The following is a 25,706-nucleotide window of genomic DNA, read 5'->3' as shown; positions in this document are numbered from 1 at the left end:
GATTGAAGTGGTTTATCGGATGAGGTTATTCCTTGAAACCAAAGGTATAAAATCAATAGTTTTCATTTTGGATCAAGACGCCATTACTCTTGTCTATTTCAGACTGAGGCAATGGCCATTCATAAAATCTATCTTCAAAATTATAAGGAATGACACCGTCTTCCACATTGTTGAGGACTTCACCTGCGATTTTCCACCGTTTCAAGTCGTAGTACCGGAGCCCTTCAAATGGACTTATCCTGCCTTCGGTATTAGGCATGATATGAACTACCATCTGAAAATAGGAAAAAACACAGGAGGTGGAAGGGGTATGCTGTTTGTATTTTTCCACTCATCAATTCCCCTACCGAGACCTATTCAGTTTATTCCTTTACGCATAAATACTCTGCAATAACCCCGTCATAAAGCTCTTTGCCCAATATTTTGAAACCTGAGCGCTCCAGTAATCCATCTAATATCCAGTCATAAGTAGAGAATTCTTCCCTAAAATGAACTTCCGCATCCTCTTTTAAAAAATCACCACCCAGGAATTCTTGCCTGTCAATAAACCCCTGGATGTTTCTTGTGGAATTTTTCTTTTCAATGACAACGTCCTTGATGTATAAGCAGCCCCCATAAGCCAGCATTTTATTTAATCTCTCCAGTGCGATTCCTTTCCAATAGTCCGGCAAATGGTGGAAAGAGAAAGTAGATGTGGCGAAGTTTAAGCTCTCGTCGTCAATTTTAAAATTCAAGAATCCAGAATTACAGAATTCAATGTTGGTTATGGAATTTTGGATGGCTTTGTTTTTAGAGTATGCCAACATTTTATTTGAGATATCCACTGCAAAAACCTTTTTGCAGACTTTAGCTGCCTCCATGGCAAAAATCCCTGTTCCTGACCCAAAATCAGCCAAGACATCGTTTGCTTTGAGCTTCAGTTTTTCTATCAATTCGACACTTTCCTGCTTAATATCCCGGAAATCGGCATGACTTGATTCATATACGTTTACTTCTTCTTCGCTGGAATAATCCTTGCCTACCTGCTTGAATTCATTGTATTTCCAACTATCGATCCTTTCCATTTACTAAGATTTAGTAGTGTATAAAAACTGCTGCTATAAACGATACTGTAAAGGTTTGCATTATCCACTCCAGCTTGACTAGCGAAGCCCAAAGTGGCTAAATGGCTCCTGCTTCGCTTATTCGGCACACGGCGGCAAGCGCATGTTGTTTCCGATTCATGCCGTTCTAAAAATCGCGTATTTTATGTTGTTTTCAAATAGCTTTCTGAAGCTAAATCACATTTTCCAGTTCGAACACCATCAATAAGCCGCATACTTATCAAACAAGGATAAATTACGATACTCCTTACATAAACTACCAAATCTACGTCATCAACCTATTCAGCAGCTGACGTATGCTCGGAAAACGGCATTTATCATAGCTTCCCAGTCCCTTTGATGTAACTCATGTCCCACCCCCTCCAAGGGTTCTCTAGTGTTTCTTAATCGAGATCCTGATAAATTGAAAGGATCGATTGTTCTGTCAAAGTCCTGTAAGGACGGTTCGAGTTATTGCCAGTCGTTTCAACGGCTGGAATAGTTATGATTATTTGATCTGGGAAAGTGCCATGGGCACGGACGATATTTATTTACAGTCCTGTCGTAGGTGCAGAAAAGATTCAATTTCGATAAAAAGGACTTCCTTTTTTAATTCCTCACTACTTATAAGTTATCATTCTTTAGTATTGGCATGATACTTTAAAAGAACAGTCATGATTTTATCAAACACCGCTGTATTTTCATATACTCCGGAAAAATCACCGGAGTGGGGACCAAAAGCAAAGACAGGAACCATAATCCCGGTATGATCCTCTGTTGAAAACTCCAACTCAACCATCTCATGTGCCACATTGCCCTGTGGGATCGTGACTCCACCTGTCTCATGATCGGCTGTGATGATCACAAGTGTGTTGGGGTTATTACTGGCAAATTTTAAAGCGGCTCCCACTGCCTGATCAAAATCAATTACCTCCTCCACAATCATTCTGGCATCATTGACATGCCCACCTACATCGATATGGCCATTTTCCACCAGTAGAAAAAAAGGTGTTCCCTTATTCTCCAAATAACTTATTGCAGCCTCTGTGCTGTTTTTTAAAAATCCTGCTCTCCCTTTCTCAATATTTGGCAGACCGTGATTTGAAGCAAAATATCCTACTTTTCCGTCTGTAGAAGCCGCCACTTGGTCCAGACTTCCCATAAGACTAAATCCACTAGCCTCAAGGCTGTCCAAGGCATGGTTTTGATATCTCAGAAAATCATTCTTCCCTGCTCCTATAAACAAATTCAAGCTGCTACCATATAAATCCTCGGTTATCGGGCCGATCAAATCCCTGTCTTTTTGATGTGCGTAAAATGTGGCAGGAGTAGCGCCTGTGATATGGTCAGAACTGATTATCCCCGTCCCAAAGCCCCTTTTCGATAAGATATGGGCCAAGCTTTCTATATTGCGCCCATTACTATCTATTCCTACTCCCCTGTTGTTTGTCTTGTTTCCTGTAGCCAATGCCGTCCCACCGGCAGCTGAATCCGTGGTAAAATCATCAGCGGACTGGGTTTTTGCCAATCCCACATTCTTGAGGTTGGTGATGTTCAGCGCATTCCCGTTGGCATACATTCCTGCGGACAGTTGAGCCAAGCCGTTCCCGTCCCCTATCATTAGGATCACATTATCCACCTGCCGCTGTACTTCATCATTTCCGAAATCCAGTTCCACAAGCTCACTTTTGATGGAACTTCCGACATATCGTTGTCCCAGATTAGCCAGGTACCTGCTTACTTCAAAAGGCTTATCCGAATTGATATAATCCACTCCAATATCATGGAGTGCTTTCCAGGCGGATTTGGAATCCGGACTAGCCCAAAAACGAATCGGCTTTCCTGCCTGATGTACTTTTTCAACAGTCTGGATGACAGCGGCAATTTCTTCGGCCACCATTCTTCCTTTACCTCCCCATTGGGAATAGCGGTCAAAGGGCAGGCTGACCATTGCGACTTTGTCGAGAGAAATTGTCTCCAGATCCTCTACATCCTGATGGTCAAAAAAGATGTATTCAGGAAAATCAGCATACTCCTGCAGAAGAGGTCTGTTGCCTGAAACAACCAGTTTTAATCCACGGCCATGATCAGCACTATACATCATCTCCTCATAAGGTCTAACACTCCGCATCAATTGTTCCAGTGTCTCATAAGGCTCAGATTTGATATCTACAGTCAGGAAAAATGACAAAGGATTGGCAATCAAGCCTGACCGCAGTCCTTGATGGATCGGTTGGAGATAAAGACTTTCAAGAGTTCTGGTCTCCTGGATGCTTTCCTGCTCATGCGCCACAAAGAGGCTTCCTGAGACCAGTATCACATCCACTTCAATGGAGGCACAACCATTGGCATAAGCCTCCCAAAATGGAGCCTTTCGGAGATAATCGTTGTGGCTGTGGATTTTTGACTGTTGCCCGCAGGCAACTACTGAAACTAAACCGGATAAGATGAGCAGAAGCCAATACTTCCAGGATAAGGCATTCGAATGCATAGGTGAGTAGATGAAGATTGACCGGGGAGGGCCCTCCCCGGTCATTTTAATTAAGTGTTACTTCGGATGGAACTTACCAGCCTTCGTTTTGTGAGATTCCGGAAATAGCAATGGTATTCGGAGGAATCGGCCACACATGATGGATAGTTGGATTGAAGTTTCTGGCAGGCCAGGTCTCATAGACTTCAAATCCTGAATCGGGATTGGTTTTTTCCGAATGGTTCCTTCCTGTAGCCTGCTTGGAATAAGCGGCCTGGGCATCTCCCCATCTTACCAGATCCAGGTGCCTGTCAGCATATTCAGCGGCAAGCTCCACTCTTCTTTCCTGCTTAAGATCCGCAAGGGTAGCACCTGATATCGGAGCCAATCCTGCTCGCTGTCTTACCAGGTTGAGCGGCGCGTCACCATTCTGTCCCATCATGATCAGTGCTTCAGATTTCAGCAAAAGGACTTCAGCAAACCGGATCAGAGGAATATTCAGATTAGTGGTAGGATAATTACCATTGGGATTTAAATGCACTGATTCTGGAGTCCTGTAGGGCTGCATGTATTTGTTTACCTGTATACCCGTCCATGAGTTGCCTGAATAGTATCTTCTGGAGTTGCCCAGAAACTCGAATGTATCCCCAAACTCCAAGAGTGTGGCCTTCTTCCGTGGGTCTCCTTCTTCAAAAGCATTATACAATTCCAGTGTAGGGGAAAATGTGCCCCAACCATTGTAGAGTCCCCATCCTGTGTTTTCAAGCATTACCCCGGGAAGGATCTGGCCCCGTTCATTGCTTGATACGGTGGAGAATATATACTCCGAGGAGAAGTTGTTTTCCACATAGAAAACCGAGGCAAAATCCTCTGAAGGATTCCCCGTATTGATCAGAGATCTTCCTGTAGGCGAACTGATAACCAAATCAGCGTAGGTGACTACACTCGCCCATTTGCTATCGTCATACTGTGCCCAAAGCAAATACGTTTTGGCCAGATAAGCGTGTGCGGCATCTTTGTGTGCCCTTCCGAGATCAGATGATCCGTAGTCAGTTAAGTAAGGCAACAACTCTGCTGCTTGCTTAAGATCCTGCTCCATCAAGCTATAGTTTTCAACCACGTGGGATGGTCTGGTAAAGGTGGTTTCATCCATATTTTCCACCGTTACGATAGGAATCCCCGCCCTGTGGTCACCGAATCTTGGAGCCAGCCAAAAATAGGCATGTGCCCTGGCGAAGTATGCTTCTCCCAGCACCCTGTTTTTCAGTGAGGCATCGATGTTCATCTCAGGCACATACCGTAGAATTGTATTGGCTCGCTGGATGACTGTGTACATTTTAGGATAAATATTGGCTATTCTTCCTTCCTGTCCTGTTGCCTGGAAGTTCCTGATTGCCGCAGCAGCAGCGTCATTTCTTCCTTGGTGAAAATCATCACAGGCTGCGATGAGATACATAATCCCCCTTCCAAACAAGTCATCATCATCCCAGTGCTGGTAGAGTCCGTTCGCAGCGGTAATGGCATCTTCTTCAGTTTGCCAGAAATTACCCGTAGTTACATTTCCCAAAGGTGTGAGATCAGTGAAATCATCACTACATGAACCCAACATCAGAAGGGTCAAAATCAATGTATATGTTCTTAGTTGCATGATAGTACTAATTATGGATTAGAAATTCATATTAAACCCGACGGTAAAGGTTCGTGGGGATGGGAAAATGCCGTTATCTATGACAGTCCCTGATCCTACTTCAGGATCCAACCCTGAGTATTTGGTGAAAGTCGCCAGGTTTTCAGCAGATCCGTAGAGTCTTATCTGAGAGCCAGTTTTCCACTGCTCGAGAGAAAAGGTATAGCCTAACGAAACATTCTTGATCCTGAAATAATCACCGCTTTCCAGGTACCAGTCTGAGGCTGTGCCAAAATTGCTGTTGGGATCCTGTGTGGATAATACAGGGATGGATGCGTTTGGATTTTGGGGAGTCCAAGCATCCAGTACCCTTCTGTCCAGGTTGTATCCCTGAAGTCCCGCATTGTAAGCCGTGTGTTTGTAGCCATTGAACAACTCCACGCCGCTTACTCCCTGCCCGAATACCATTAGATCGAATTTCTTATATTCCAAAGAAATGTTGATTCCATAAGTGAAATCAGGCATGGCGTTACCCATGAACACCCTGTCCAAATCACTGATTCTGCCATCTCCGTTTACATCCTGGAATATCAGATCACCGGGTCTTGCATTTGGTTGTATTTTCTCCCCATCACTGTTGAGATAAGAATCTATCTGCTCTTGATTCTGGAAGATCCCGGTGTTAGGGATCAAATGATAGGAATAGAGCGGCTGGCCCGGCTCACTTCTGAATGGATATACAGATGCCCTGATGTTATCACCATGTTGGATAAAATCATTGGTGAATTCATCCAGATCAACCAGTTCATTCTTGATGGTTGAGAAGTTCCCTCCCACTTGGTAGGTCAGTTCACCTACATTCCCGCTATAATTAAGGCTCATTTCCAAGCCTTTGTTGGATACTGTACCCACATTGGAGAGCGCCCCGGTCGGTACTCCGGAATGAGGATCCGGTGAATTTCTCAGAATCAACCCACGGGTATATTTTTCATAGTATTCAGCAGTAAACTGCAATTTGCTTTGAAAAAGGGATGCGTCAAGGCCGAAATTCAAGGTTTCTGACCTTTCCCACTTAAGATTGGAGTTGGTTATCTCATTGAGGGAAATATGCCTGTTTCTTACTCCCGGTTCGCCCAGAATAACATTGTTACCCGCTGACATCGGCACATTAAACGCATAATAGCCCACAGATGAAATATTGCCGACCTGACCCCAAGAAGCCCTGATCTTCAAAAGATCTATCAAATTACTCTGAAAGAAGGATTCAGAAGAAATCTTCCAGGCACCGGAAACAGCAGGAAAATAATCAGTCTTGGTAGATGGGGCCAGCCGCGAGGTCTGGTCACGTCGGATACTTCCCATGATGAAATACTTATCGTCAAAGTCGTAAGTGGCTCTCCCAATAGCTGAGGTCAATGCATCCTCAAATGCGCTGTAACCAGGCACGTTGAGTATGGTATTGGCGTTTCCAGGATATTGGAACCACTCGTCCTCCCGATCAAAATCCTGAACTGTGAAGCTATGGGACTCTTCTTTTCTAAACTGTGCGGTATATACCGCCGTAAGACCAAGGTTGTGTCTTCCAAAGGTTTTATTGTAGTTGAGCTGCTGGTCCCAGATCCATCGGGTAGAGCTTCCCGCACTCTGATCCAGGTAGTTCATGTTGCTTGGACGGCCGATTTCAGGGGCTCTTGGTGAGAACGTGCGGTCACTCCAGTTCCACAAATCCAGAGAAAAGCTTGATTTGAACGTCAGATCTTCCAAGATATCGTACTCTGCATAGGTGATGGCATTGACATTCAATCTAGGTGCCTTCCTAGTGGGACGAAGCAGTAAGGAAACCGGGTTATACGTATCCCCATAAGCCCCCGCAAATTGTGAAAGCTCGAAAGGAACTGTCCCGTGAAACTGACCTTGCTCATCATATACCGGCGCGGCAGGATTCATATAGATCGCATTGATGATCGCCCCACTGTAGCTGCTGCTGGTATTTGCCCCATAAGCTGCCGAATGGTTCAAGTACACATTTTGTCCCGCCCTTAGCTTGTTGGTGATTTCGTAGTCTCCCTTCAACCGGAGAGAAAACAATTCGTAATCCGTATTCAACAGTAATCCTTCTTTTTTATGATAGCCAAAAGAAGTACTGTATCTGGCCCTATCACTTCCTCCACTTATCTGAAGATTGGCATTTGTAATAGCCCCCGTCCTAAAAATCTCATCCATCCAATTGGTTCTGGTCACCTGCCCCCAAGGATTGACATTAGGATCATGGGCTGGATTCGGGGTGGCTCCTGCGTGGATAGCCGCCTGAGTATATACCTGGGAATATTCAGCAGCATTTAAGGCCTGAGGAGTCTGGTAGGCTGATTGCCATCCTTGATAGAAGTCTAAAGAGACCCTCGGAGCGCCGGATTTACCGCTTTTAGTGGTAATTACAATGACACCGGAAGCTGCCTGAGCTCCATAGATAGCAGCTGCCGCGGCGTCCTTCAGTACCACCATGCTCTCTATGTCATTGGGATTTATCCTAGATCCATAGTATGGCATTCCATCCACTACATAAAGAGGCTCTTCATTGTTGAATGTTCCTCTCCCGCGGATGATAACACTGGGAGTAGAACCGGGGTCTCCTGAATTTGAAACTACAGTAACCCCTGCCACCTGCCCCTGAAGCATCTCCTGGGGACTGGAAATAGGCCTATCCACGGTTCTGGGGACATTTTCCAAGGAAGCAACAGAAGTCGTAAGATTACTACGCTTGGCAGTACCATAACCAATCACCACTACCTCATCCAAGGAATTTGTCTCCTCCGCCAGCTCCACGCTCAGAAAGGCCGAGGCCTGATATGGCACAGTCACTGTTTGCATTCCTATAAACGAGACAGTGACTTCACCACTTTCCTCGGAAAGATCAAGTGTGAACTCACCCTTGGCATCAGTCACCGTTCCTTTATATATGTCCCCATTTGCGATCACCGTGGCGCCGGGAAAGGGTGCCTTGTCTGCCTTCCCGACTACCACTCCCTTCAAAACATATTGCGCATAAAGCCCACCTCCCGACAGAACGTACAAAAGGAATAAGCAGTAAAATTTTGCTTTCATAGAATGATTAAAATTTTTGGTTCAATCAAATTTCAAGAACACATGGGGAGTTTTAGGGTGTTTTTGTTGCAATAAAGAGGAGGATTGTTGCAAAAATTAGTACCGTCCAGACCTTATTTGTCTGCTTTTATTTCAGACACAATGCCTTAATAAAGACTTAAATCACACGTAATCCACTGGCCGGTCAAAGACCAAAACGAATCACCGCAAAATCTAAAAAATATAAGTCCATCCGGCTCCCTACGCCATGCCTAAAGGATCCCCTGTGGCATCCAATTTTTGAAACGTCTTGGGACTGTACCCATAGTATTTCTTAAAAATCTTGCTGAAGTGTTTGGGATCATTGAATCCGCATGCAAAACTTACTTCGCTTACATTCATCTGGCTTTTTTGAAGCAGGGTATTAGCCTTTTCCATCCGAAGTTGCTGGATGAGATCAGAGGGTGCCAAATGGAGGATCTCCTTGAAAATCCTATAGAGTTTGATTTTAGACACACCCAAATGCCCGTATAGGGTCTCTACCTTGAAAGAGGGCTTATCAAAATTCTGTTTGATCTCCTGTAAAGCCTCCCGAAGCAATTTTTCGTTTGGGCTCAGCTCTACTTTTGGCTCATCCTGCGACAATATGCTTTCCAGTTTTAAGGGTCGCCCCTTATCGATACTTTCAGCAAGCAAACTTTTTATTTTTCTGCTTATCAAGGATTTCCCTGTAGGCAATTGGATGAAATCTTTGATCCCCATATCCAGCAACCTTTCCTGCTGCCCATAGGAAAGGATCTCATACATGAACAAAATCGGAAGTGTGGGAAATAGATTCGCCGCACTGATAATCTTGGCCACATTCTCGGTTACCTTTTCATTGTACAGTATGAGCATGTCAATACTGATCGTATTCAGCGCCGATGACACCATGTCCGGGTCATCCTCTTGTATAAAAAACAAGGAGTCCTCTTCCATCACCTTGACTAAACCATCAGCTTCAAATCGCTTACCATAAACCAGGATAATCTGTTTCCCTTCAGGAATCTCATCAGCCAGAGCCTTATGCTTCCAGTTTTTGACCGATGTGTTCAGGTTTTTTGTCTCTATTTCCTGAATTGGTATCTGGATCCGGATCGCCACTGATGACTCATTGGGCAAAATTTGCATTTCTCCCGACATCTCTGCCAGAAGATGCTTGGCAGACTGTATATAAATACCGTATTGGCTGAAGGTATCTATGGCATCCATTAAGGTAGAACTGGTAGTATCCACCCGGATAAGTAGGTTGGCATCTAATGTGACCACCCGAACATCCAACACGGCATCCTCATCAAGAAACTTAAGAAGTTCCTTAAATACATTCCGCAGAAAAAGCTTGAGCCTCATTACATCCAACGAAACCCAACCTGCTGACAGATTCTCGCTGTATTTGTATTGGATATGGTTTTCTTTTATCGCTCCTGCAATTTCTAGGTTCAGATGCTGGAACAGCTCAGGTAGAATGGTCAGAGAAGGGGTGACTTGCCCAAGCTCCATTGATCTGCCCGATCCGTTTATTTCATTGAACAAGTCCATTACTCTGTCCAATTGAAGACTTATCCCGTTTTTGATCTTCTGTTCTCTGAATGTGGCGCTATCTATACTCAATTTCAGATCTGTTAGGGGTTTCCTGATTTGCCCCGCTACATATCCAGTAAACTTCTCCATTTCAAAACCGGCATTCTGATGTTTACTGTGAAGAATCTGCAATCGTTTTTTTTGCTCTTCGATTTCCCTGTTTTTCGCTTCCAGCACCTGATTTGCATTTTCCAGATCTGCCTTCTGTCTTGCGATCACCTTGGTTCGTTCCTGGATTTTCAGTTCCAGTTTCCTTTGGATTCTTTTCACCGTCCTGAACCTCCACCAGCCTGCCACTCCCAATACAAAAATCACCATGAAAAAGTAAAACAACGGTTTCTTCCACAGGGGCACCAAAACGGTAAATTCCTTAGTCACGACTTCGCCTGGTTTCGCCAGGGAATTTTTAACTTCCAGTTTATATGATCCCTCCGGCAGTCCGGATAACATCACGATCCCATTCGTGGCCAATTCGCTCCAATCCGGCTCTCCCGGCAGCACCCTATAGCGTATCCTGTTGTTGGGATCTGTTCCAAAACCAATGGTAGAAACAGTAAAAGACGCTGAATAAGGTGCGTTGGCCGGGAGTTCATGCTGAAACACAAGGATTTTAGGTAGCGCTATCTCCGAGCGAAAATCATTGGGATGAAAACTATTCAGCCCATTTACCCCACCAAAATACATCAGTCCTCTCCCACTCCTAAAATACGCTCCCTCAGAAAACTCCGACGATTGCCATCCCTCCTCCGGGTCCAATGCCCACACTTCCAGGGTTTCCCTGTTGATTCTGGCAATTCCTTTGGCCGTGCCCACCCACATGCTATTGGCATGGGGCATCATTCCATACACAAAATTGCTCATCAAGCCCTGCTGCTCCGTGATATGGGAGACACTGTCCGTTTTCACATCCCAGAGCGTCACCCCGCTATGGGTACCTATCCATAACCTATCTGTATCCTCTTCTTTAAAAACAGAATATACACTGTTATCCAACAGTCCTTTTGACCGATCAAAAAATGTGACCTTTCCCTCTTTAAACAAGACTACCCCATGTTTTTCTGTACATATAAACAAGGTGCTGTCCGTATAGAGCAATGTCCGGATATTTAACCCTTCCAGCTGATCCTGCCCTGCAAACCCCTCAAAGCTTTGCTTCTCCTGATTATATAGCGATACGCCATTCCAAGAACCTAGCCATAGCTTTTTGTCCTGTTTGTCTTCCGCAAATCCATATACCCTCCTGTGGAAAAATTCTGTATTACCCTCTTCAACCAATTCTGCTACTTTCCTATTCCTGATTTTAATCACTCCGGCATAGGTTCCAGCCCATACCATCCCATTCTGATCCACATATAGGCTTCTGATCCTCTCCCAGTCAGAACCGGATTGGGTAGAAGTAATGTACAGTTTTTCAAAACTTTCCTGCCCAGGTCTTCTGAAATAAATCCCGGAATTGTAGTAACCGACCCATAGTGTTCCATCACCCTCCTCCACCACTGCTCTTACAGCTTCTCCAGGCAGGTTGGGATGTATTTTGGGGTGTGGGTAGATGTGGTGTAAAACATCAGTATGCCTCAATGCCCTGGCCACCCCGCCGTCCTTGAGGCCTAGCCAAATGTTCCCGAAATGGTCTTCCAATACAGCGGTGACCTCATTGCTTCTAAGTCCGTAAGGGTTAAAAGCGTCAGCGATATAATGCTCAGGATTAGACTCCCGGGACTCCACGTGATAAGGTTGGAAAAACAGCCCCTGATCTTTACTAGCATACCAGGTATTCCCTCTTTTATCTTTTTTTGAATCCCAGAAGCCCAGGTGGGAAATAGAAACCGGGATGGGTATGTCTGAGGATTTTTTCAACGGGGTACAGGAAGGGCATGCCTGAAACCCATCCATCTCCCCATCATATACAAAGAGGGAATCAGCTACCTGTACCGCAATCTTGCTATGGGCAGTGAGAAAAACATGATCTATCCTATCTTCAAATCTGTAATGAGAGAAAGTACTGTCCGGTTGAAACAAACTGAGGATATTCGGATCTGACCATACCCAAACCCGGTCATCCTTATCTATTTCCACACCATAGATATAATTACCGGGAAGGCTGTTGGGCTCATTTGGCAGATGGCGGAAGACCAGAAAAGTCCTGCCGTCATATAAATTCAACCCGTTCCAGGTCCCTATCCAAATTGCACCGGACGGGTCATTGGCCAGAAGGTTAACGGAATTGTTGGAGAGACCATCTTCTACCAGATACGTCCTGAATTTAAGTTTTTGGGCAAGGGAAATTGAGATCGGGGCAAAAGACAGAAAAAGGGCAATCAGTATAACGCAGCTACGACTCATGGCCAAAATTAGAAATGAATCCCTTCTTTAAACATTGCCAATATATTAATAAATAATTAACATCGAGATTTGCGATTACGCCTGAGTTTTTCATTGTTTTGGTCACAAATGATTCCAGCTCATCCACTTGCCTGATATCCTCCAACCTGGCCTTGGATTCATTCACCAGTTCCAGGGTGTTTTTTGCTGTTCCAGATGGGATCAAGGTCAATGGAATAAAATGATAGGAAACCTGCCGCAGCCTGGCTCTTCGCTAAATCTCTCCATAGAAGATATTTTTAACGCCTGCCTACCGGCAAGGCAGGCTCATCTCTCCTCCCCTGCTGTCTGGTCTCTCCTTAAAAATGTCCCCAAGACATTTTCTTAACAGTCGATCCTGGGGTATTTTTTGGGGAAATAGGAGAAAATGTAATGGAATTGCGGTGTTTTCCAACTCAGGAAAATTAAATAACCTCATTGGCAAACCACTCACTGCTTGGCGAATCGCTGATCTTCTGCCCAAGATCTTTTAACTCCATATTCAATTTCTAAAAAATCTTCTTCAGTTTTCCATTAATAAACACCTCATATCCAATAAGGCCGATTTTCCTCTACTGCTAGTTAGCTACATCTGCCCAAGAACGGGCCAGCATTTCCACCATTTGCCAAACGCTAAGGCCTAACGACAACTATTGGATCAGGAAAAGAACTCCTCAGGTTTTTTGAGATAAAAAGTTCCTTTTCCAATATTCTCTCGGATAAGTTGGCAGATCATAAAGGACATATATTTTAATCCGTTTATAACTGTTTTTCTAAGACCAGATGGGATCTTTGTCGATTTCATATCAATAAATGACTACATGTTATTTATTTGGAATAAAGCCTACTCAATGTTTCACGGCTTACGCCTAAGTATTCCGAAATAAGCTTTTTAGGAATACGCTGCATCAGATCCGGGTATAGCACAGCAAACTCTTCGTAGCGCTGCTGTGGATTGTTTGTCAACAAAGATCTTATTCTTTGCTGCAAAGCAACGTAACCATTGGTTAGCTTTACCCTGAAGAACTGATCCATTTTGTGAATATCCGAAGACATTTTTTCTCTTGATTCCAAGGTAGAAACCAAAACCTCCCCGGCTTCAATGCATTCCACAAACATGTCCGCCTTTTGTGCTTTAAAAAAAGCCGGATAGTCTGACATCCACCAGTTTTGCTTCGCAAACTGAAGTATGTATTCTTTCCCGAGTTCATCCACATAAAAAACCTTGAAAATCCCTGACAAAACCAAGAACTCGTGCTTCACCTCATCTCCCTCATGAATAAGAAACTGATTTTTTCGAACTCTTTTTAAAGTGAAAAATGTCTTTATATGCTCAAATTCCTGATCACTAATCGAGACTATTTCTTCTATATGCTTACGTAATCTATCCATTTACTGAATTGTTCTTATGACCGCAACTATTTTTCTAACCATTGATTCTGTTGTCAAAATCCAATAAGCAAAACCCACTTCCCTAAATCATCGGTGTTTTGAAGATAAGTCTAACTGATCGCGATAAAAAGGACTGATTTGACTCTTTAGTGGTTTTTTCAACAGGTTCGTTGCTATCGTCTTAATCAGCTGGAAATTAATGGAAGCGTACGGCAAAACCTAAACCAGCTTCGGCTTGAAAACAAAATTGAAAGCCAATGCCTTGAATTATTACAGCATTGCGGTTTATAAAAACCAAGGGTAATATCAGGGATTTATAGGCCAAGACCTTCACAACCGTGATCTCGATCACAGTTTTTTTGTGATTTCCCTCCTCGTCTTCCGAGGGTGTGCCACTGTAAATTTGTACTATAAATAAATCAGCAACAGCTAACTAATAACGGAAATGAAAAGACTCATGATTATTACCCTGGCACTTGTCTATTTCTCGGCATATGCACAAAATCAACAGGAAAGCATCTCAGAAAATCAAAAAACAAACATTAAAAACGAAACACAAATGAAAAAGAAAATTCTAATTATCGTATCCAATGCCAATTCGATTGGCCCAAACAACAGGAGGACAGGAACATTTCTTCCTGAAGTCGCTCACCCTTATGCAGAGTTTGAACAAGCGGATTATCAGATAGATTTTGCCAGCTTAACCGGTGACACACCCTATTTGGACGCTCTTAATTTAGCCAACGACCCTGCAAATCTTGCCTTTCTAACAGGTAGGGGCTGGGAAGCGATGCAAAAGGCAGGTAAACTTTCCGATGCAGATGTGGGCAGTTATGATGCGGTTTTTATCCCAGGAGGATTGGCACCCATGGTGGATATGCCGGAAAATGCCCTTCTTAAACAAATCATCAAGGAAACGTACGAACGTAATGCTGTAATAGGTGCTGTATGTCACGGCCCGGTATCCTTATTAAATGTAAAACTAAGCGATGGATCTTACCTCATTGACGGCAAGAACATTACTTCATTTACTGACGAGGAAGAAAACAACTATGCTCTAGCAGATGTGCCTTTTCTACTAGAAACAGCACTAACCCAACAAGGGGCAAAATTTCATGCCGCGACACCGTGGTCCGATCACAGCATTGTGGATGGCAACTTGGTAACCGGCCAGAATCCAGCCTCAGCCAAAGGAGTGGCTGAAAAAATGATTTCTTTATTGGAGTCCGTCCAAAATTAACAGGAGAACTGTATTGGCCTCCTTCAAAATCTTAGGAGGTCAATACATGTTTACCAAGTGGCATCTGCCATTCTATGTGAAAATAAAAATATTAATTTAAAAAAAATCAAAATGGAAAATCATAATCCAGTACATGTGTTTGCTACATGGAAAGTAAAGGAAGGTCAGCTCAAAAATGTTTTAGCCCTACTTAAGACAGTACATGATCAGAGTATCCAAGAGGATGGCAATCTGTTCTATAAAATCCACCAAAGTAAGTCAGACCCGGACACGTTGGTATTATTCGAAGGATACAGTAGTGAAGCTGCTGTGGCGGAGCACCGTAACTCGTCCCATTTTCAAGAGCTGGTCTTAGGACAAATTGTGCCTTTACTGGAAACCAGGGAAATTGTTTTAACCAACCCAATAAATCTTTAAAAACGAATAAGATGGAAAATAACATTAAAAACAAAGTGATCGTGATTACCGGGGCCAGTAGCGGTCTGGGGGAAGAAACGGCAAAGCATCTTGCTGAAAAGGGGGCAATAGTGGTGCTCGGGGCAAGACGTGCAGATAGATTGAGAAAAATCGTAACAGATATTACCTCAAAAGGAGGTACAGCATCATATCAGGTAACAGATGTGACCAGTAAGGAGCAAGTACAGCGCTTAGTTGATATAGCCATTGCCACCTACGGTAAAATTGATGTATTGATCAACAATGCAGGCATAATGCCCATTGCTCCCCTGTCAGAGGTCAGGACTGATGAATGGGATGCTATGATTGACGTTAATATCAAAGGTGTTCTCTATGGAATCGCCGCCGCTTTGCCCATTTTCCAAAAACAGAATTCAGGACACTTTATCAATTTAGGTTCTGTGGCCGGGATTAAAGTTTTTAGTCCGGGAGGAAGTGTTTACAGCGGGACTAAATTTGCTGTTCGGGCAATAAGCGATGGATTGAGGCATGAAGTGGGAGGTAACATACGTACGACTACTATTGAGCCAGGCGCAGTGGATTCAGAGTTAAAGTTGGGAACCAACCATCAAGAGAGTTCGGAAGGTGTCGATGAATTTTACAAGGTGGCTATTCCTGCCTCAAGTGTCGCACGTGCAATCACTTTTGCAATCGAACAACCTGCTGATGTGGATATCAACGAAATTGTAATTAGACCAACCATTCAGGATTTTTAATAAATCCTATCCTGATCGGTGGTTAAAATGATCGTTTTAAAAAGCTTCTGTTTTTAATTATCATTTGGTAGTCACTATATCTAGGAGTACCTTTTAGAATCCTACATCAGTTATGGTAGTTTCCAGAAAAATCAACATAGAAATAGCTTACATCTCATAGCTATCCAAAAAGGAAATATTCACATAAAATTTAATCTTAAACTTAATCGTATGAAGATCTTGATAATAGGGGCGAGTGGACGGGTTGGGAAAAACTTAACCAAAATATTATTAGACCTAGGTCATACCGTAATCGGTACTTCCAGGCAGAACAACAAGCTTTTCGCACACTCCAATTATAGGCAAATTGAACTGGATATTACAGAAGAGCTGGATGTAATTACCAAGAATTTTCCGCAGGATGTGGACGCAGTTTACTTTGTATCCGGATCCAGAGGGAAAAACTTACTTCAGATAGATCTGCATGGGGCGGTAAAAACAATGCAGGCTGCAGAAAACAGAGGGATTAAAAGATACATCATGTTAAGTGCTATCCACTCCCTCTCACCTTCCAAATGGAAAGTAGAAGGCCTCAAGAATCTTACAGATTATTATCTGGCCAAGCATTATGCAGATTTGTTCTTGATCAACCAAACCAAATTGAACTTTACGATTTTGCAGCCTGGTGCATTAATAGAGACCAAAGGATCTGGTTTAGTCGAGGTGAACATAGACCATCATGGAGAAAATTCCATAGAAAATGTAGCTGAAATGCTTTCAGAACTATTGAAAAGTACATCCTCGCATAAAAAAGTAATAAGTATGCACGATGGCACTACACCGATTGCAGTAGCAATAGAGCAGCTTTCTTAGGCAGATAATCGAGTTTGAAATTTACTACAGCTCCCGGGAATCGGGAGCTGGCATTATGACTCGATTGCTATCGGGAAACGGCTTCATCGTTCCCGGCCTCTGCGGGCAAGCCAAGCTGTGCTTTGCATGCGAAGAAAACCCGGTTGTTGTACGTACGCTCTTATTTCTCCACCCAATCCCTAAATGCGGCCGTTTGGTTTTGGCTGGTTTTGAGGCAGGTCTCGAAGCCCTTTAAATTGATGGCAAGCGTGTTTTTGTTGTAGCGTTCTATTTTTTGGATGTAACGTTTATGGACAATTTCACTGCGGTTGATACGGAAAAAGTCCGAGGAATCAAGTTGCCCTTCTATTTCCTTTAACGTGGATTCGGTCAGCAGATGCTTCTTTCCTTGATGGTCATAAGCAAACACCACACCTTCGTTGGCTTCAAAAAACAAAATGTTTCCCGTGTCCAAAAAGTAAATGCCCTGATGCGTGTTGACCGTAAAACGCTTTTTATAGGACTTCTGCGAAAAGTTCTCCCTGATAAGCTGCGTCAAACCGGCGATAGCGTTTTGTTCTTCCGAGGTGGAATGTTTGAGCAGCAGAAATTTATCCCAGGCTTTTTGGAAACGCTCTTTGGAAAAGGGTTTCAACAGATAAGCGATACCGTTGCCGTCAAAGGCATCCATCCAGAACCGGTCATAAGCCGTGGTAAAAATGATGGGACAGGTAACGGAAACCTGACGATAAATCTCAAAAGCATTACCGTCCAGCAATTCTATATCCGAAAAAACAAGGTCGGGTTGACGGTGGCTCAAAAACTCAATGGCAGATTGTACCGTATCCAATTCCGCTATGATTTCCGTGGGCGAATCCAATCCTTCGATAAAACGTTTGAGTTTTTTTCTTGCCGGGATTTCGTCTTCTACGATGAGGATTGTTGTCATGCGTTTTGCTTGTGGATGATGGGAATACTGACCGAAAAAACATTTTCCGTTTGATGAATTTCTATCGGCCTTTCAGAAAGCAGTCCGTATTGTTCTTCCAGGTTCTTCAATGCCCGTCCTGATGGGGGCTTGCTGATTCGTTTCAGATTTGTATTGTTGGAAACAGCTATATTTTCGTCAATTTTTAGTTGAATACAAACCGGATCATCCTTCGTTCCCAGATTGTGCTGCACTGCATTTTCAAGGAGCAATTGCAAAGTCATCGGAACAATAAAACCGTTTATATTTTCACCATCGATATGCAGTTGATAAGCATTGCCATATTTATGCAGGATGAGTTTGAAATATTGCCGTGCAAAATCAATTTCTTCCCCAATGGAAATCAATTCTTTATCCGTTGATTGTAACACGTAACGGTAAATCTCCGCAAATTCATTCAGGAAATCGGACGCTTTATGTTTGTCTTCCTCTATCAGTTGGTCCAGTACGTTCAGGTTGTTGAACAGAAAATGCGGATTGAGCTGGGTCTTGAGTTGGTTGATTTTGCTTTCCGCCAGCGCGTCGTTGTAGGCCGTAAGCTTCTGCTGGTGTGTTTTGTTGCTTTGATAATAGTAATAGACCAGGAAAAAACTGCCATAAATAATTCCATTTAAAAAATCTGAGAACAATGAAACCGTTAATGTTTGCGGGTTAAAATTTCGCACTACGTTACCAAAAGCCAACGCAATCAGAAATCCCGTTAGCAGCATTAAAGCAACGAATACAAGCAATGATGAGCCAAAGATCTTAACCATGGTTTTGGTGTCGGACACATCTCTTTTTTGCCACTTCCTGATAAAGAAAAGTATAATCAAAAACAATATTCCTGCATCAACCAAGGACATAAAAGCCGCTTCCGGCGTGAACGTATAAGCGTTGATTTGCTGTCTTCCCACAATGCGTGTGTATATAGACTGCACATAAGCAAACAGCAAAATGAACAGCAAAAAATACCGGTTTTGATGTATTTTACGGATACTATTTTTCATTGAGAATTTGATAGGGCAATTTACAAAAAAAATAGCCCTATGATTTCACAGGACTATTTTCTGTGTCTTTATTTAGTCTTTCTTTTCGGGAAATGAAGCTATCGTATTCCCTTTTTCATCAAAGAACTCCAACTGGGCATTGTTGTCCTTGTCTATAAAAAACATTGCCCTCGGCATCCCTTTATCATCAAAAAGAAAAAGCCCGTTATTCTGGCTTCTGGATTTGCCAAGCATCACACGGGGAACACCTCCAACCAAGCCTTGTTTCTCATATTCTTTATATTTTTCCTCCATTGCCTTTGGATCTGAATTACGAAGCGTTTCAAGTTCCTTCATAATTTCCATCGTTTTGATTTGCGATTCTTTGCTCGGACGGTCGTTGAAAGCCAAAGTACTGCTTACAAATCGTTTATCGCCCTGCTCTACATCTTGTGTAAGCAATTGCATTACCTGATCCCCATCGTATTGATCATAGGTTAAAGAAAGTCCAGCTGTGTGACCATTTTCCGTTTTTCTTCCGTCATAAATAAACCCACCACATTCAATGCCTTCTTCGTTGAAAAACAACATTCCCGAACGCTTCTTTCTACCCTCATTAGTCGGTCTGCCATTGATTATGTCAGTTCCGTTCGGAAAACGATCCACATTTGTAATGACCATTTTTACCGTACCGTCTTTTTCCACGATATTGATGCGTTCCACGTCAATCTCACTGAATCTTTGGTTGCCGGAATTTTTGAATGCTGATGTCGTAAGGATGGTCACACCAATAGCCGTAACCGCGGCGAATGTTCTTAAAAACACAAGTTCTTTGTTCATCTTTCTACTTATTTTAAATGTTTGATGAGGTAAAAGTATTTTACACCAAAGCAAGGCTCAACCACAATTAAATGAACCAAGGAAAAAATCAAATGAGCTAAGAAAATCCACTGTTGAGTCGGTATAGCGTGTCTTCCAACGGTCAAGTATAAGAGCTGGTGTGATTAAAAACACAATCCACTGCACCCCAAGACAAATGCTTGTTAAAAGCAGCAGAAAGAGGCTAGCGGCGCAAAGAGCAGTAACTTTATGCTTTACAAACCGCTATATACAGCCTGACCCGAACTTGATACGGGGAGACCCGTACATACAAAAACCTAGTTGTTATGCGGTCGGCTCTCATTTTCTCTTGTTTACCATTAAATTTTACTAAATTTGCAGTCGTATAATTTAAAATAACATCTCTATGTATTGTCTTTGCAGACTATGGACTTCTATCTAAGTGATAGGCGGTTCTGAATAAATTCCAATCAAATTTTTAGGTCAAGACAACCAGTCTATGCTTTGTGTGTGCCGTCATTTTTTGGTGGCATTGCTTTGTCGTAGTTGCTCTGTCGGGTAATACTGTCTATTCACTTCTTCGCGATTTGAATTCAAGTATTCACCTGCAAGTAGTAATCAATGACAAAAAAGAAATTGCCCGTTCGTTTTACGGGTCAGCACTTTACTATTGACAAAGCGCTAATAGAAGATGCAATAAAACAAGCAAATATAAGTAGTCAAGATACGGTTTTGGATATTGGGGCAGGCAAGGGGTTTCTCACTGTTCATTTATCAAAAATCTCCAACAATGTTGTAGCTGTTGAAAAAGACATGGCGTTAGTTGAACATTTACGCAAAATGTTTTCCAATGCCCATAATGTCAAAGTTGTTGCTTGTGATTTTAGAGATTTTGAGGTTCCCAAGATGCACTTTAAGGTTGTGTCCAATATCCCTTACGGTATTACTTCCGATATTTTCAAAATTCTGATGTTTGGGAGTGTTGAACATTTCCTTAGAGGGTCTATTGTCCTTCAGTTAGAGCCTGCACAAAAGCTGTTTTCGGGTAAGCTCTACAATCCCTATATCGTTTTATATCATACTTTCTATGACTTAAAACTTCTGTATGAAGTAAGTCCCGAAAGTTTCTTGCCCCCACCAAGCGTCAAGTCTGCTCTGTTATGCATTAATAGAAAACAGTCGTCTTTTGATTTTGGGCTTAAGGTAAAATACTTAGCGTTTATCTCCTTTCTGTTAGAAAAGCCAGATCTATCTGTCAAAACAGCTTTGAAATTGATTTTCAGAAAAAGCCAGGTCAGGTCAATTTCAGAAAAGTTCGGAATCAGGCTCAACACCCCAATCGTTTGTCTTTTACCAAGTCAATGGAAAAACTGTTTTTTGAAAATGCTGGAAATTGTCCCTGATAAATTCCATCCTTCTTAAATTCAGAGCCCGCTTGTCAAGATGGTTTTTCTGGTTTGGTATCGACTTTTAAGCTGCCGCACAACCAGTTGCATATATTTTTCATTTAGGCCCTTGATCCTGTTGTCACAATCCCAACTTGCATAATAAATGCCCCATAGTTGATCCTGTGGATAGGAGAACTTCTCAGTTTGACCTATTTTTACGTAAAACCTAAACCCATTAGACCCATGCAAAAAACGTTTCTACTCACCCTGCTCCTATGCTTTGGATTGACTGCTGCCCAGGCTCAAAAAGGCAGCAAAGAGCGGATCAAAGTACACAGCAGCGCACTGGAAGGCAACCTCATAGGGGATCCTGTAGATCGGGATGTGACTGTGTACCTCCCCCCTTCCTACCAAACTGATCCTGACCGACATTTCCCCGTGCTCTACATGCTACATGGATTTACCGATACAGATTCCCAGTGGTTTGGGTGGGAAAATCATTGGATCAACCTCCAGGATGTGATCGAGCAGTCCCTCGCTTCTGGAGGTTCCAAAGAGATGATTGTGGTGATGCCCAATGCTTACAACAAATTCAAAGGAAGCATGTACGCAAGTTCAGCCACCATAGGCGACTGGGAAACCTTCATCACCCGAGAGCTGGTGAGCTACATAGACTCCAATTACAGAACCCTGCCCCATAAGGCCAGCAGAGGACTTGCGGGACACTCCATGGGAGGCTTTGGCACGTTACGTCTTGGCATGAAGTATCCGGATGTTTTTGCCGCGATCTATGCCCTTAGCCCTTGCTGTATGGACGGTGGAGCAAGTACCGATCCTGAGATGATATCCAAGTTGGAAAAACTAACCCCAGATCAACTACAGGATGCCTCATTTTTCGAAATTGCGGCTCTCGCCACATCGGCGGCATTTGCGCCAAATCCCCAAAATCCCCCATTCTATCTGGATCTCCCCGTGAAGGAAGAATCACCAAGACAGGATATTATCAATAAGATCATCGCCAGCCGTACGCTTACCACCCTAGATCAATACATCCCAAACCTGAAAAGGCTCAAAGCCATAGGAATGGATGCCGGCACAGAGGATAGCGGCATCAGCAAGGCTACCCAAAAGCTACATGAGGTTTTGGACGCTTACCAGATCGAGCATCTCTATGAAAGCTACGAAGGTGACCATCTCAACCGCATAGCTGAACGTATAGAAACCAAAGCCTTGCCTTTCTTTTCAGAGAACCTTGTTTTTCAGGAAAGCACAGTAAGCGAAATCATTGAAAACGGAGGTACTGGCATTTATCCTGCACTGATGAAATCAGAGCCCAGTTTGCCCACGCATACCATCTTTAGGCCCCAGAAGCTTGATGCTTTTGGAGGAGCAAACAAGCTTCAAGTGATCGCTTGGGGCAATGGTGCCTGCTACGATTCCCCTTGGGAGCATGTCAACTTCCTGAATGAAATTGCTTCCCATGGTTTTTTGGTCGTAGCAATCGGTACCATGCCCAAACAGACGGATGTGCGCTCCAAATCGCAAAAACTACTGGATGCCATAGACTGGGCCACAGCACAAAATAATGACCCTAAGAGTCCCTATTACCAAAAAATCGACACCGGACACATTGCCGTGAGCGGTATGTCCTGCGGGGGGCTGCAAACCATAGAAGTGGCCGGAGACCCCAGAATCACTACGGTTGGCGTATTCAACAGTGGCGTATTGGGGAGCCCAGGCGCAGGAATGGCCGGCATGCCCAAGGTCAACAAGGATCAGTTGCAAAACATCAAAGTCCCTACCCTTTATTTACTTGGTGGGGAATCTGACATCGCCTATGCAAACGGAACGGACGATTTCAGCCGCATCAATCATATCCCTATATTCATGGGCAATCTGGACGTGGGGCATGGTGGGACCTATGGACAACCATATGGTGGTGAATTTGCACGGGTAGCGCTTAACTGGTATAAGTGGCAACTGAAAGGGGATGAAGAGGCAGGAAAGCTTTTCTCTTCCAATCCTCCGGAATTGGCTACTTCCTCAGGCTGGACGGTGGCAAAGAAAAATATGGACTGAGTCAAAAAGATTTCTTAGGCAAGTTTGGATAAATGATCATCCCCCCTTCATCTCGACCTAATCTTAGGCCAGGAATATGTAATGAGCATTTCCCATCTGTATCATCGTTTGGAAGAATAATCATTAACAGTTTGGCTCACAGCGTTTACTTTATTTTCCAATACTTTACTACGCCAGCAGCCCGTCACGCTCATGCTATTTTAGCTATTTTTGCTTCAGATGATAGTTTGTATTGCCGAAAAGCCAAGTGTCGCCCGTGAAATCTCAGCTGTTCTTGGAGCTACTGATAGAAAGAATGGGTACTATGAAGGGAATGGATATATCGTAACCTACACATTCGGACACTTTTGTACCTTATTTGAACCGAACGATTATGAACCGCATTGGAAGAGCTGGAGCCTAAGTCACCTTCCGATGCTTCCCCAGAAGTTCAAAACCAAAGTTGTAGATAACCCAGGGATCAAGAAGCAATTTGAAATTGTAAAAAAACTGTTTGAGACTGCCACTCTTGTTATCAACTGTGGGGATGCCGGTCAAGAGGGAGAGCTGATCCAGCGATGGGTGATCGAACAGGCAGAGTACAAGGGGGAAGTCAAACGCTTATGGATTTCATCGCTGACCGCAGAGGCCATTAAAGAAGGCTTCGAAAAACTGCAGCCTTCTGCCAAGTACGATAATCTGTATTATGCGGGATATTCCAGGGCAATCGGGGATTGGTTGTTGGGAATAAACGCCACGCGCTTATATACGGTCAAACATGGCGGATACAAACAAGTGCTGTCCATAGGTAGAGTCCAAACACCTACCCTGGCCATGATCGTGAACCGATTTAAAGAAATCCAAAATTTTCAGCCACAACCTTACTGGGAGTTACAAACGGTCTATAGAGAAACTGTGTTTAACTGTGAGGAAGGAAAGTTTTTGAAGAAAGAAGAGGGAGAGGCTTTTGCCAAAACAGTAAAAGAACATGATTTTGAAGTCATCTCCATCGAAAAGAAAAAAGGGAAGGAATACGCACCAAAGCTTTTTGATCTCACAGGATTACAGGTGTACTGCAATAACAAGTTTGGCCTTTCTGCCGAGGAAACACTTAAAATTGCCCAACAACTTTATGAACAAAAAGCAATCACCTACCCAAGAGTAGATACCATCTTTTTACCAAATGATATTTACCCCAAAACGCCCGGAATCTTAGAGAAACTAACGAATTATAAATCGTTGACTCAAGCTGTTTTGGGCAAAAAACTAAAAAAATCCACCAAGGTTTTCAATGATAAAAAAATAACCGATCACCATGCCATTATTCCTACAGGCATGGAAGCTGGTTTGCACGGCAATCACCTGAAAGTGTACGACATTATCGCAAAGCGGTTCATAGCGGTGTTCTATGATGATTGTGTGGTGGCCAATACCACAGTATTGGGAAAAGTGGATACTGTTCCGTTCAAGACAACCGGAAAGGTGATTTTAGAAAAAGGCTGGCGGGTTGTTTTTGAGACAGCTGACGGTAAAGATAAAAAAGAGAAGGATGAGCTCCCCATCTTTAAAAAAGGGGAAAAAGGACCGCATGAACCTTCTTTCCTGGAGAAAGAAACCAAACCACCCAAACACTATACAGAAGCGACCCTGTTGAGAGGCATGGAAACTGCCGGCAAACAAGTGGACGACGAAGAGATGCGGGAGCTAATGAAAGAGAACGGCATTGGTCGCCCTTCTACCCGGGCAAATATTATCGAAACCCTGTTCAGGCGCCAATACATTGAACGGAATAAAAAGCAGATTTTGCCCACCGAAACAGGCATGCAATTGATCGATATCATCAAGAACAACCTGCTGACCTCAGCAGAGCTGACAGGACAGTGGGAAAAGCAATTGAAAGAGATAGAAAAAGGGAATTTTCATGCGGGTGCTTTTGTAAACAACATGAAGCAAATGGTGGCGCAACTGGTGGTCGAAGTTATGATGGAGCAAAATCATGTCAAACTATCCCAACCCACTGAAATCAAGGCTCCTGAAAAAGAAAAAAAAACAACGGCAACTGCAATATTGGGTCATTCTTGTCCAAAATGCAAGGAAGGGGCTTTGCTAAAAGGAAAGTCGAGTTATGGGTGCAGTGCCTACAAAAAAGGATGCGGTTTTTTACTTCCTTTTTCCTTCGAAGGAAAGAAAATATCAGAGAATCAATACTTGCGTTTGCTCCAGAAAGGATCCACTGTCCACTTAAAAGGATTCAAAACCCCTACAGGAGAAAAAGAAGGTTTGCTACGCTTCAATGACAGGTTGCAACTCGTTTTGGAAGAAAAGAAACCGGCCAATTCTCCTGCTTCTAAAAAAACTCCTCCGGTCATTCCCTGCCCTTTGTGCAAAAAAGGAACAATAATCAGGGGTAAAACAGCCTATGGATGCAGTGCTTACAAAGAGGGATGTGACTTTAGATACGCTTTTGATTCCCTCAGGGAAAAAGCGGGCAAGAAACCGTTAACCGTAGAGCTGGTGACATCTTTATTGAAGGAGGGTGCGGTTGATCAAACAGGTGGATAAATGATACAACGGATTGCCTTTAGGAG

General features: G+C 43.3%; 17 protein-coding genes. 7 read left to right on the top strand and 10 right to left on the bottom strand.

From position 1 onward, the window contains the following. Positions 1-52 precede the first annotated feature (52 nt). The 7 genes from LZF95_RS00635 to LZF95_RS00605 all read right to left on the bottom strand — a co-directional run bounded on the left by LZF95_RS00635 (position 53) and on the right by LZF95_RS00605 (position 13,633). Positions 53-259, bottom strand: coding sequence for a RagB/SusD family nutrient uptake outer membrane protein (locus LZF95_RS00635; RefSeq protein WP_233753001.1), 207 nt, complete (start codon positions 257-259; stop codon positions 53-55). A 103-nt stretch (positions 260-362) separates the two neighbouring features. Next, positions 363-1,064, bottom strand: coding sequence for a class I SAM-dependent methyltransferase (locus tag LZF95_RS00630; RefSeq protein ID WP_233752988.1), 702 nt, complete (start codon positions 1,062-1,064; stop codon positions 363-365). Between the two features lie 652 nt (positions 1,065-1,716). Next, complete coding sequence (locus tag LZF95_RS00625; protein WP_233752980.1) at positions 1,717-3,573, bottom strand: alkaline phosphatase; 1,857 nt, start codon at positions 3,571-3,573, stop codon at positions 1,717-1,719. A gap of 73 nt (positions 3,574-3,646) precedes the next feature. Continuing rightward, positions 3,647-5,200: a RagB/SusD family nutrient uptake outer membrane protein gene (locus LZF95_RS00620; protein WP_233752979.1), complete on the bottom strand. Its 1,554-nt coding sequence runs from the start codon at positions 5,198-5,200 to the stop codon at positions 3,647-3,649. An 18-nt stretch (positions 5,201-5,218) separates the two neighbouring features. Then, the gene (locus LZF95_RS00615) at positions 5,219-8,281 is read right to left on the bottom strand and encodes a TonB-dependent receptor (RefSeq protein ID WP_233752978.1); all 3,063 of its coding nucleotides are present in this window, start codon (positions 8,279-8,281) and stop codon (positions 5,219-5,221) included. 240 nt (positions 8,282-8,521) lie between these two features. Further along, positions 8,522-12,223, bottom strand: coding sequence for an AraC family transcriptional regulator (locus tag LZF95_RS00610; protein ID WP_233752977.1), 3,702 nt, complete (start codon positions 12,221-12,223; stop codon positions 8,522-8,524). Between the two features lie 846 nt (positions 12,224-13,069). Beyond that, positions 13,070-13,633, bottom strand: coding sequence for a Crp/Fnr family transcriptional regulator (locus LZF95_RS00605; protein WP_233752976.1), 564 nt, complete (start codon positions 13,631-13,633; stop codon positions 13,070-13,072). A 559-nt stretch (positions 13,634-14,192) separates the two neighbouring features. On the opposite strand from LZF95_RS00605, the gene LZF95_RS00600 reads away from it, so the two are divergent. The 4 genes from LZF95_RS00600 to LZF95_RS00585 all read left to right on the top strand — a co-directional run bounded on the left by LZF95_RS00600 (position 14,193) and on the right by LZF95_RS00585 (position 16,897). Continuing rightward, positions 14,193-14,873, top strand: a complete 681-nt coding sequence (locus LZF95_RS00600) for a type 1 glutamine amidotransferase domain-containing protein (RefSeq protein WP_233752975.1) — start codon at positions 14,193-14,195, stop codon at positions 14,871-14,873. Positions 14,874-14,984: 111 nt separating this feature from the next. Then, positions 14,985-15,290 (top strand): putative quinol monooxygenase, encoded by a 306-nt coding sequence (locus tag LZF95_RS00595; RefSeq protein WP_233752974.1) that lies wholly within the window; start codon positions 14,985-14,987, stop codon positions 15,288-15,290. A gap of 11 nt (positions 15,291-15,301) precedes the next feature. Then, a complete protein-coding gene (locus tag LZF95_RS00590; RefSeq protein WP_233752973.1) occupies positions 15,302-16,045 on the top strand; it encodes an SDR family oxidoreductase in 744 nt (247 codons plus the stop codon). 210 nt (positions 16,046-16,255) lie between these two features. Continuing rightward, on the top strand, positions 16,256-16,897 hold the full coding sequence (locus LZF95_RS00585) for an NAD(P)H-binding protein (protein ID WP_233752972.1): 642 nt from the start codon (positions 16,256-16,258) through the stop codon (positions 16,895-16,897). 160 nt (positions 16,898-17,057) lie between these two features. Here the strand turns inward: LZF95_RS00585 and LZF95_RS00580 are convergent, their stop codons facing one another. From LZF95_RS00580 to LZF95_RS00570, 3 genes are all read right to left on the bottom strand, one after another. Continuing rightward, positions 17,058-17,825: a LytTR family DNA-binding domain-containing protein gene (locus tag LZF95_RS00580; RefSeq protein WP_233752971.1), complete on the bottom strand. Its 768-nt coding sequence runs from the start codon at positions 17,823-17,825 to the stop codon at positions 17,058-17,060. Next, positions 17,822-18,853, bottom strand: a complete 1,032-nt coding sequence (locus LZF95_RS00575; protein WP_233752970.1) for a sensor histidine kinase — start codon at positions 18,851-18,853, stop codon at positions 17,822-17,824. Before LZF95_RS00575 ends, LZF95_RS00580 begins: the two co-directional genes overlap by 4 nt. Positions 18,854-18,925: 72 nt before the next feature. Then, positions 18,926-19,672, bottom strand: coding sequence for a hypothetical protein (locus LZF95_RS00570; protein WP_233752969.1), 747 nt, complete (start codon positions 19,670-19,672; stop codon positions 18,926-18,928). Positions 19,673-20,293: 621 nt separating this feature from the next. Here LZF95_RS00570 and erm point away from each other — a divergent pair. From erm to LZF95_RS00555, 3 genes are all read left to right on the top strand, one after another. Beyond that, a complete protein-coding gene (erm, locus tag LZF95_RS00565) occupies positions 20,294-21,094 on the top strand; it encodes a 23S ribosomal RNA methyltransferase Erm (protein ID WP_233752968.1) in 801 nt (266 codons plus the stop codon). 209 nt (positions 21,095-21,303) lie between these two features. Continuing rightward, on the top strand, positions 21,304-23,139 hold the full coding sequence (locus tag LZF95_RS00560; protein ID WP_233752967.1) for an alpha/beta hydrolase-fold protein: 1,836 nt from the start codon (positions 21,304-21,306) through the stop codon (positions 23,137-23,139). 219 nt (positions 23,140-23,358) lie between these two features. Further along, positions 23,359-25,680: a type IA DNA topoisomerase gene (locus LZF95_RS00555; RefSeq protein ID WP_233752966.1), complete on the top strand. Its 2,322-nt coding sequence runs from the start codon at positions 23,359-23,361 to the stop codon at positions 25,678-25,680. Positions 25,681-25,706: the final 26 nt, after the last annotated feature.

It is taken from the genome of Algoriphagus sp. AGSA1 (assembly GCF_021390545.1).
Lineage (GTDB): Bacteria > Bacteroidota > Bacteroidia > Cytophagales > Cyclobacteriaceae > Algoriphagus.
The sequence above is the reverse complement of the archived record's forward strand: the minus strand, read 5'-3'. Positions and strand labels throughout refer to the sequence as shown.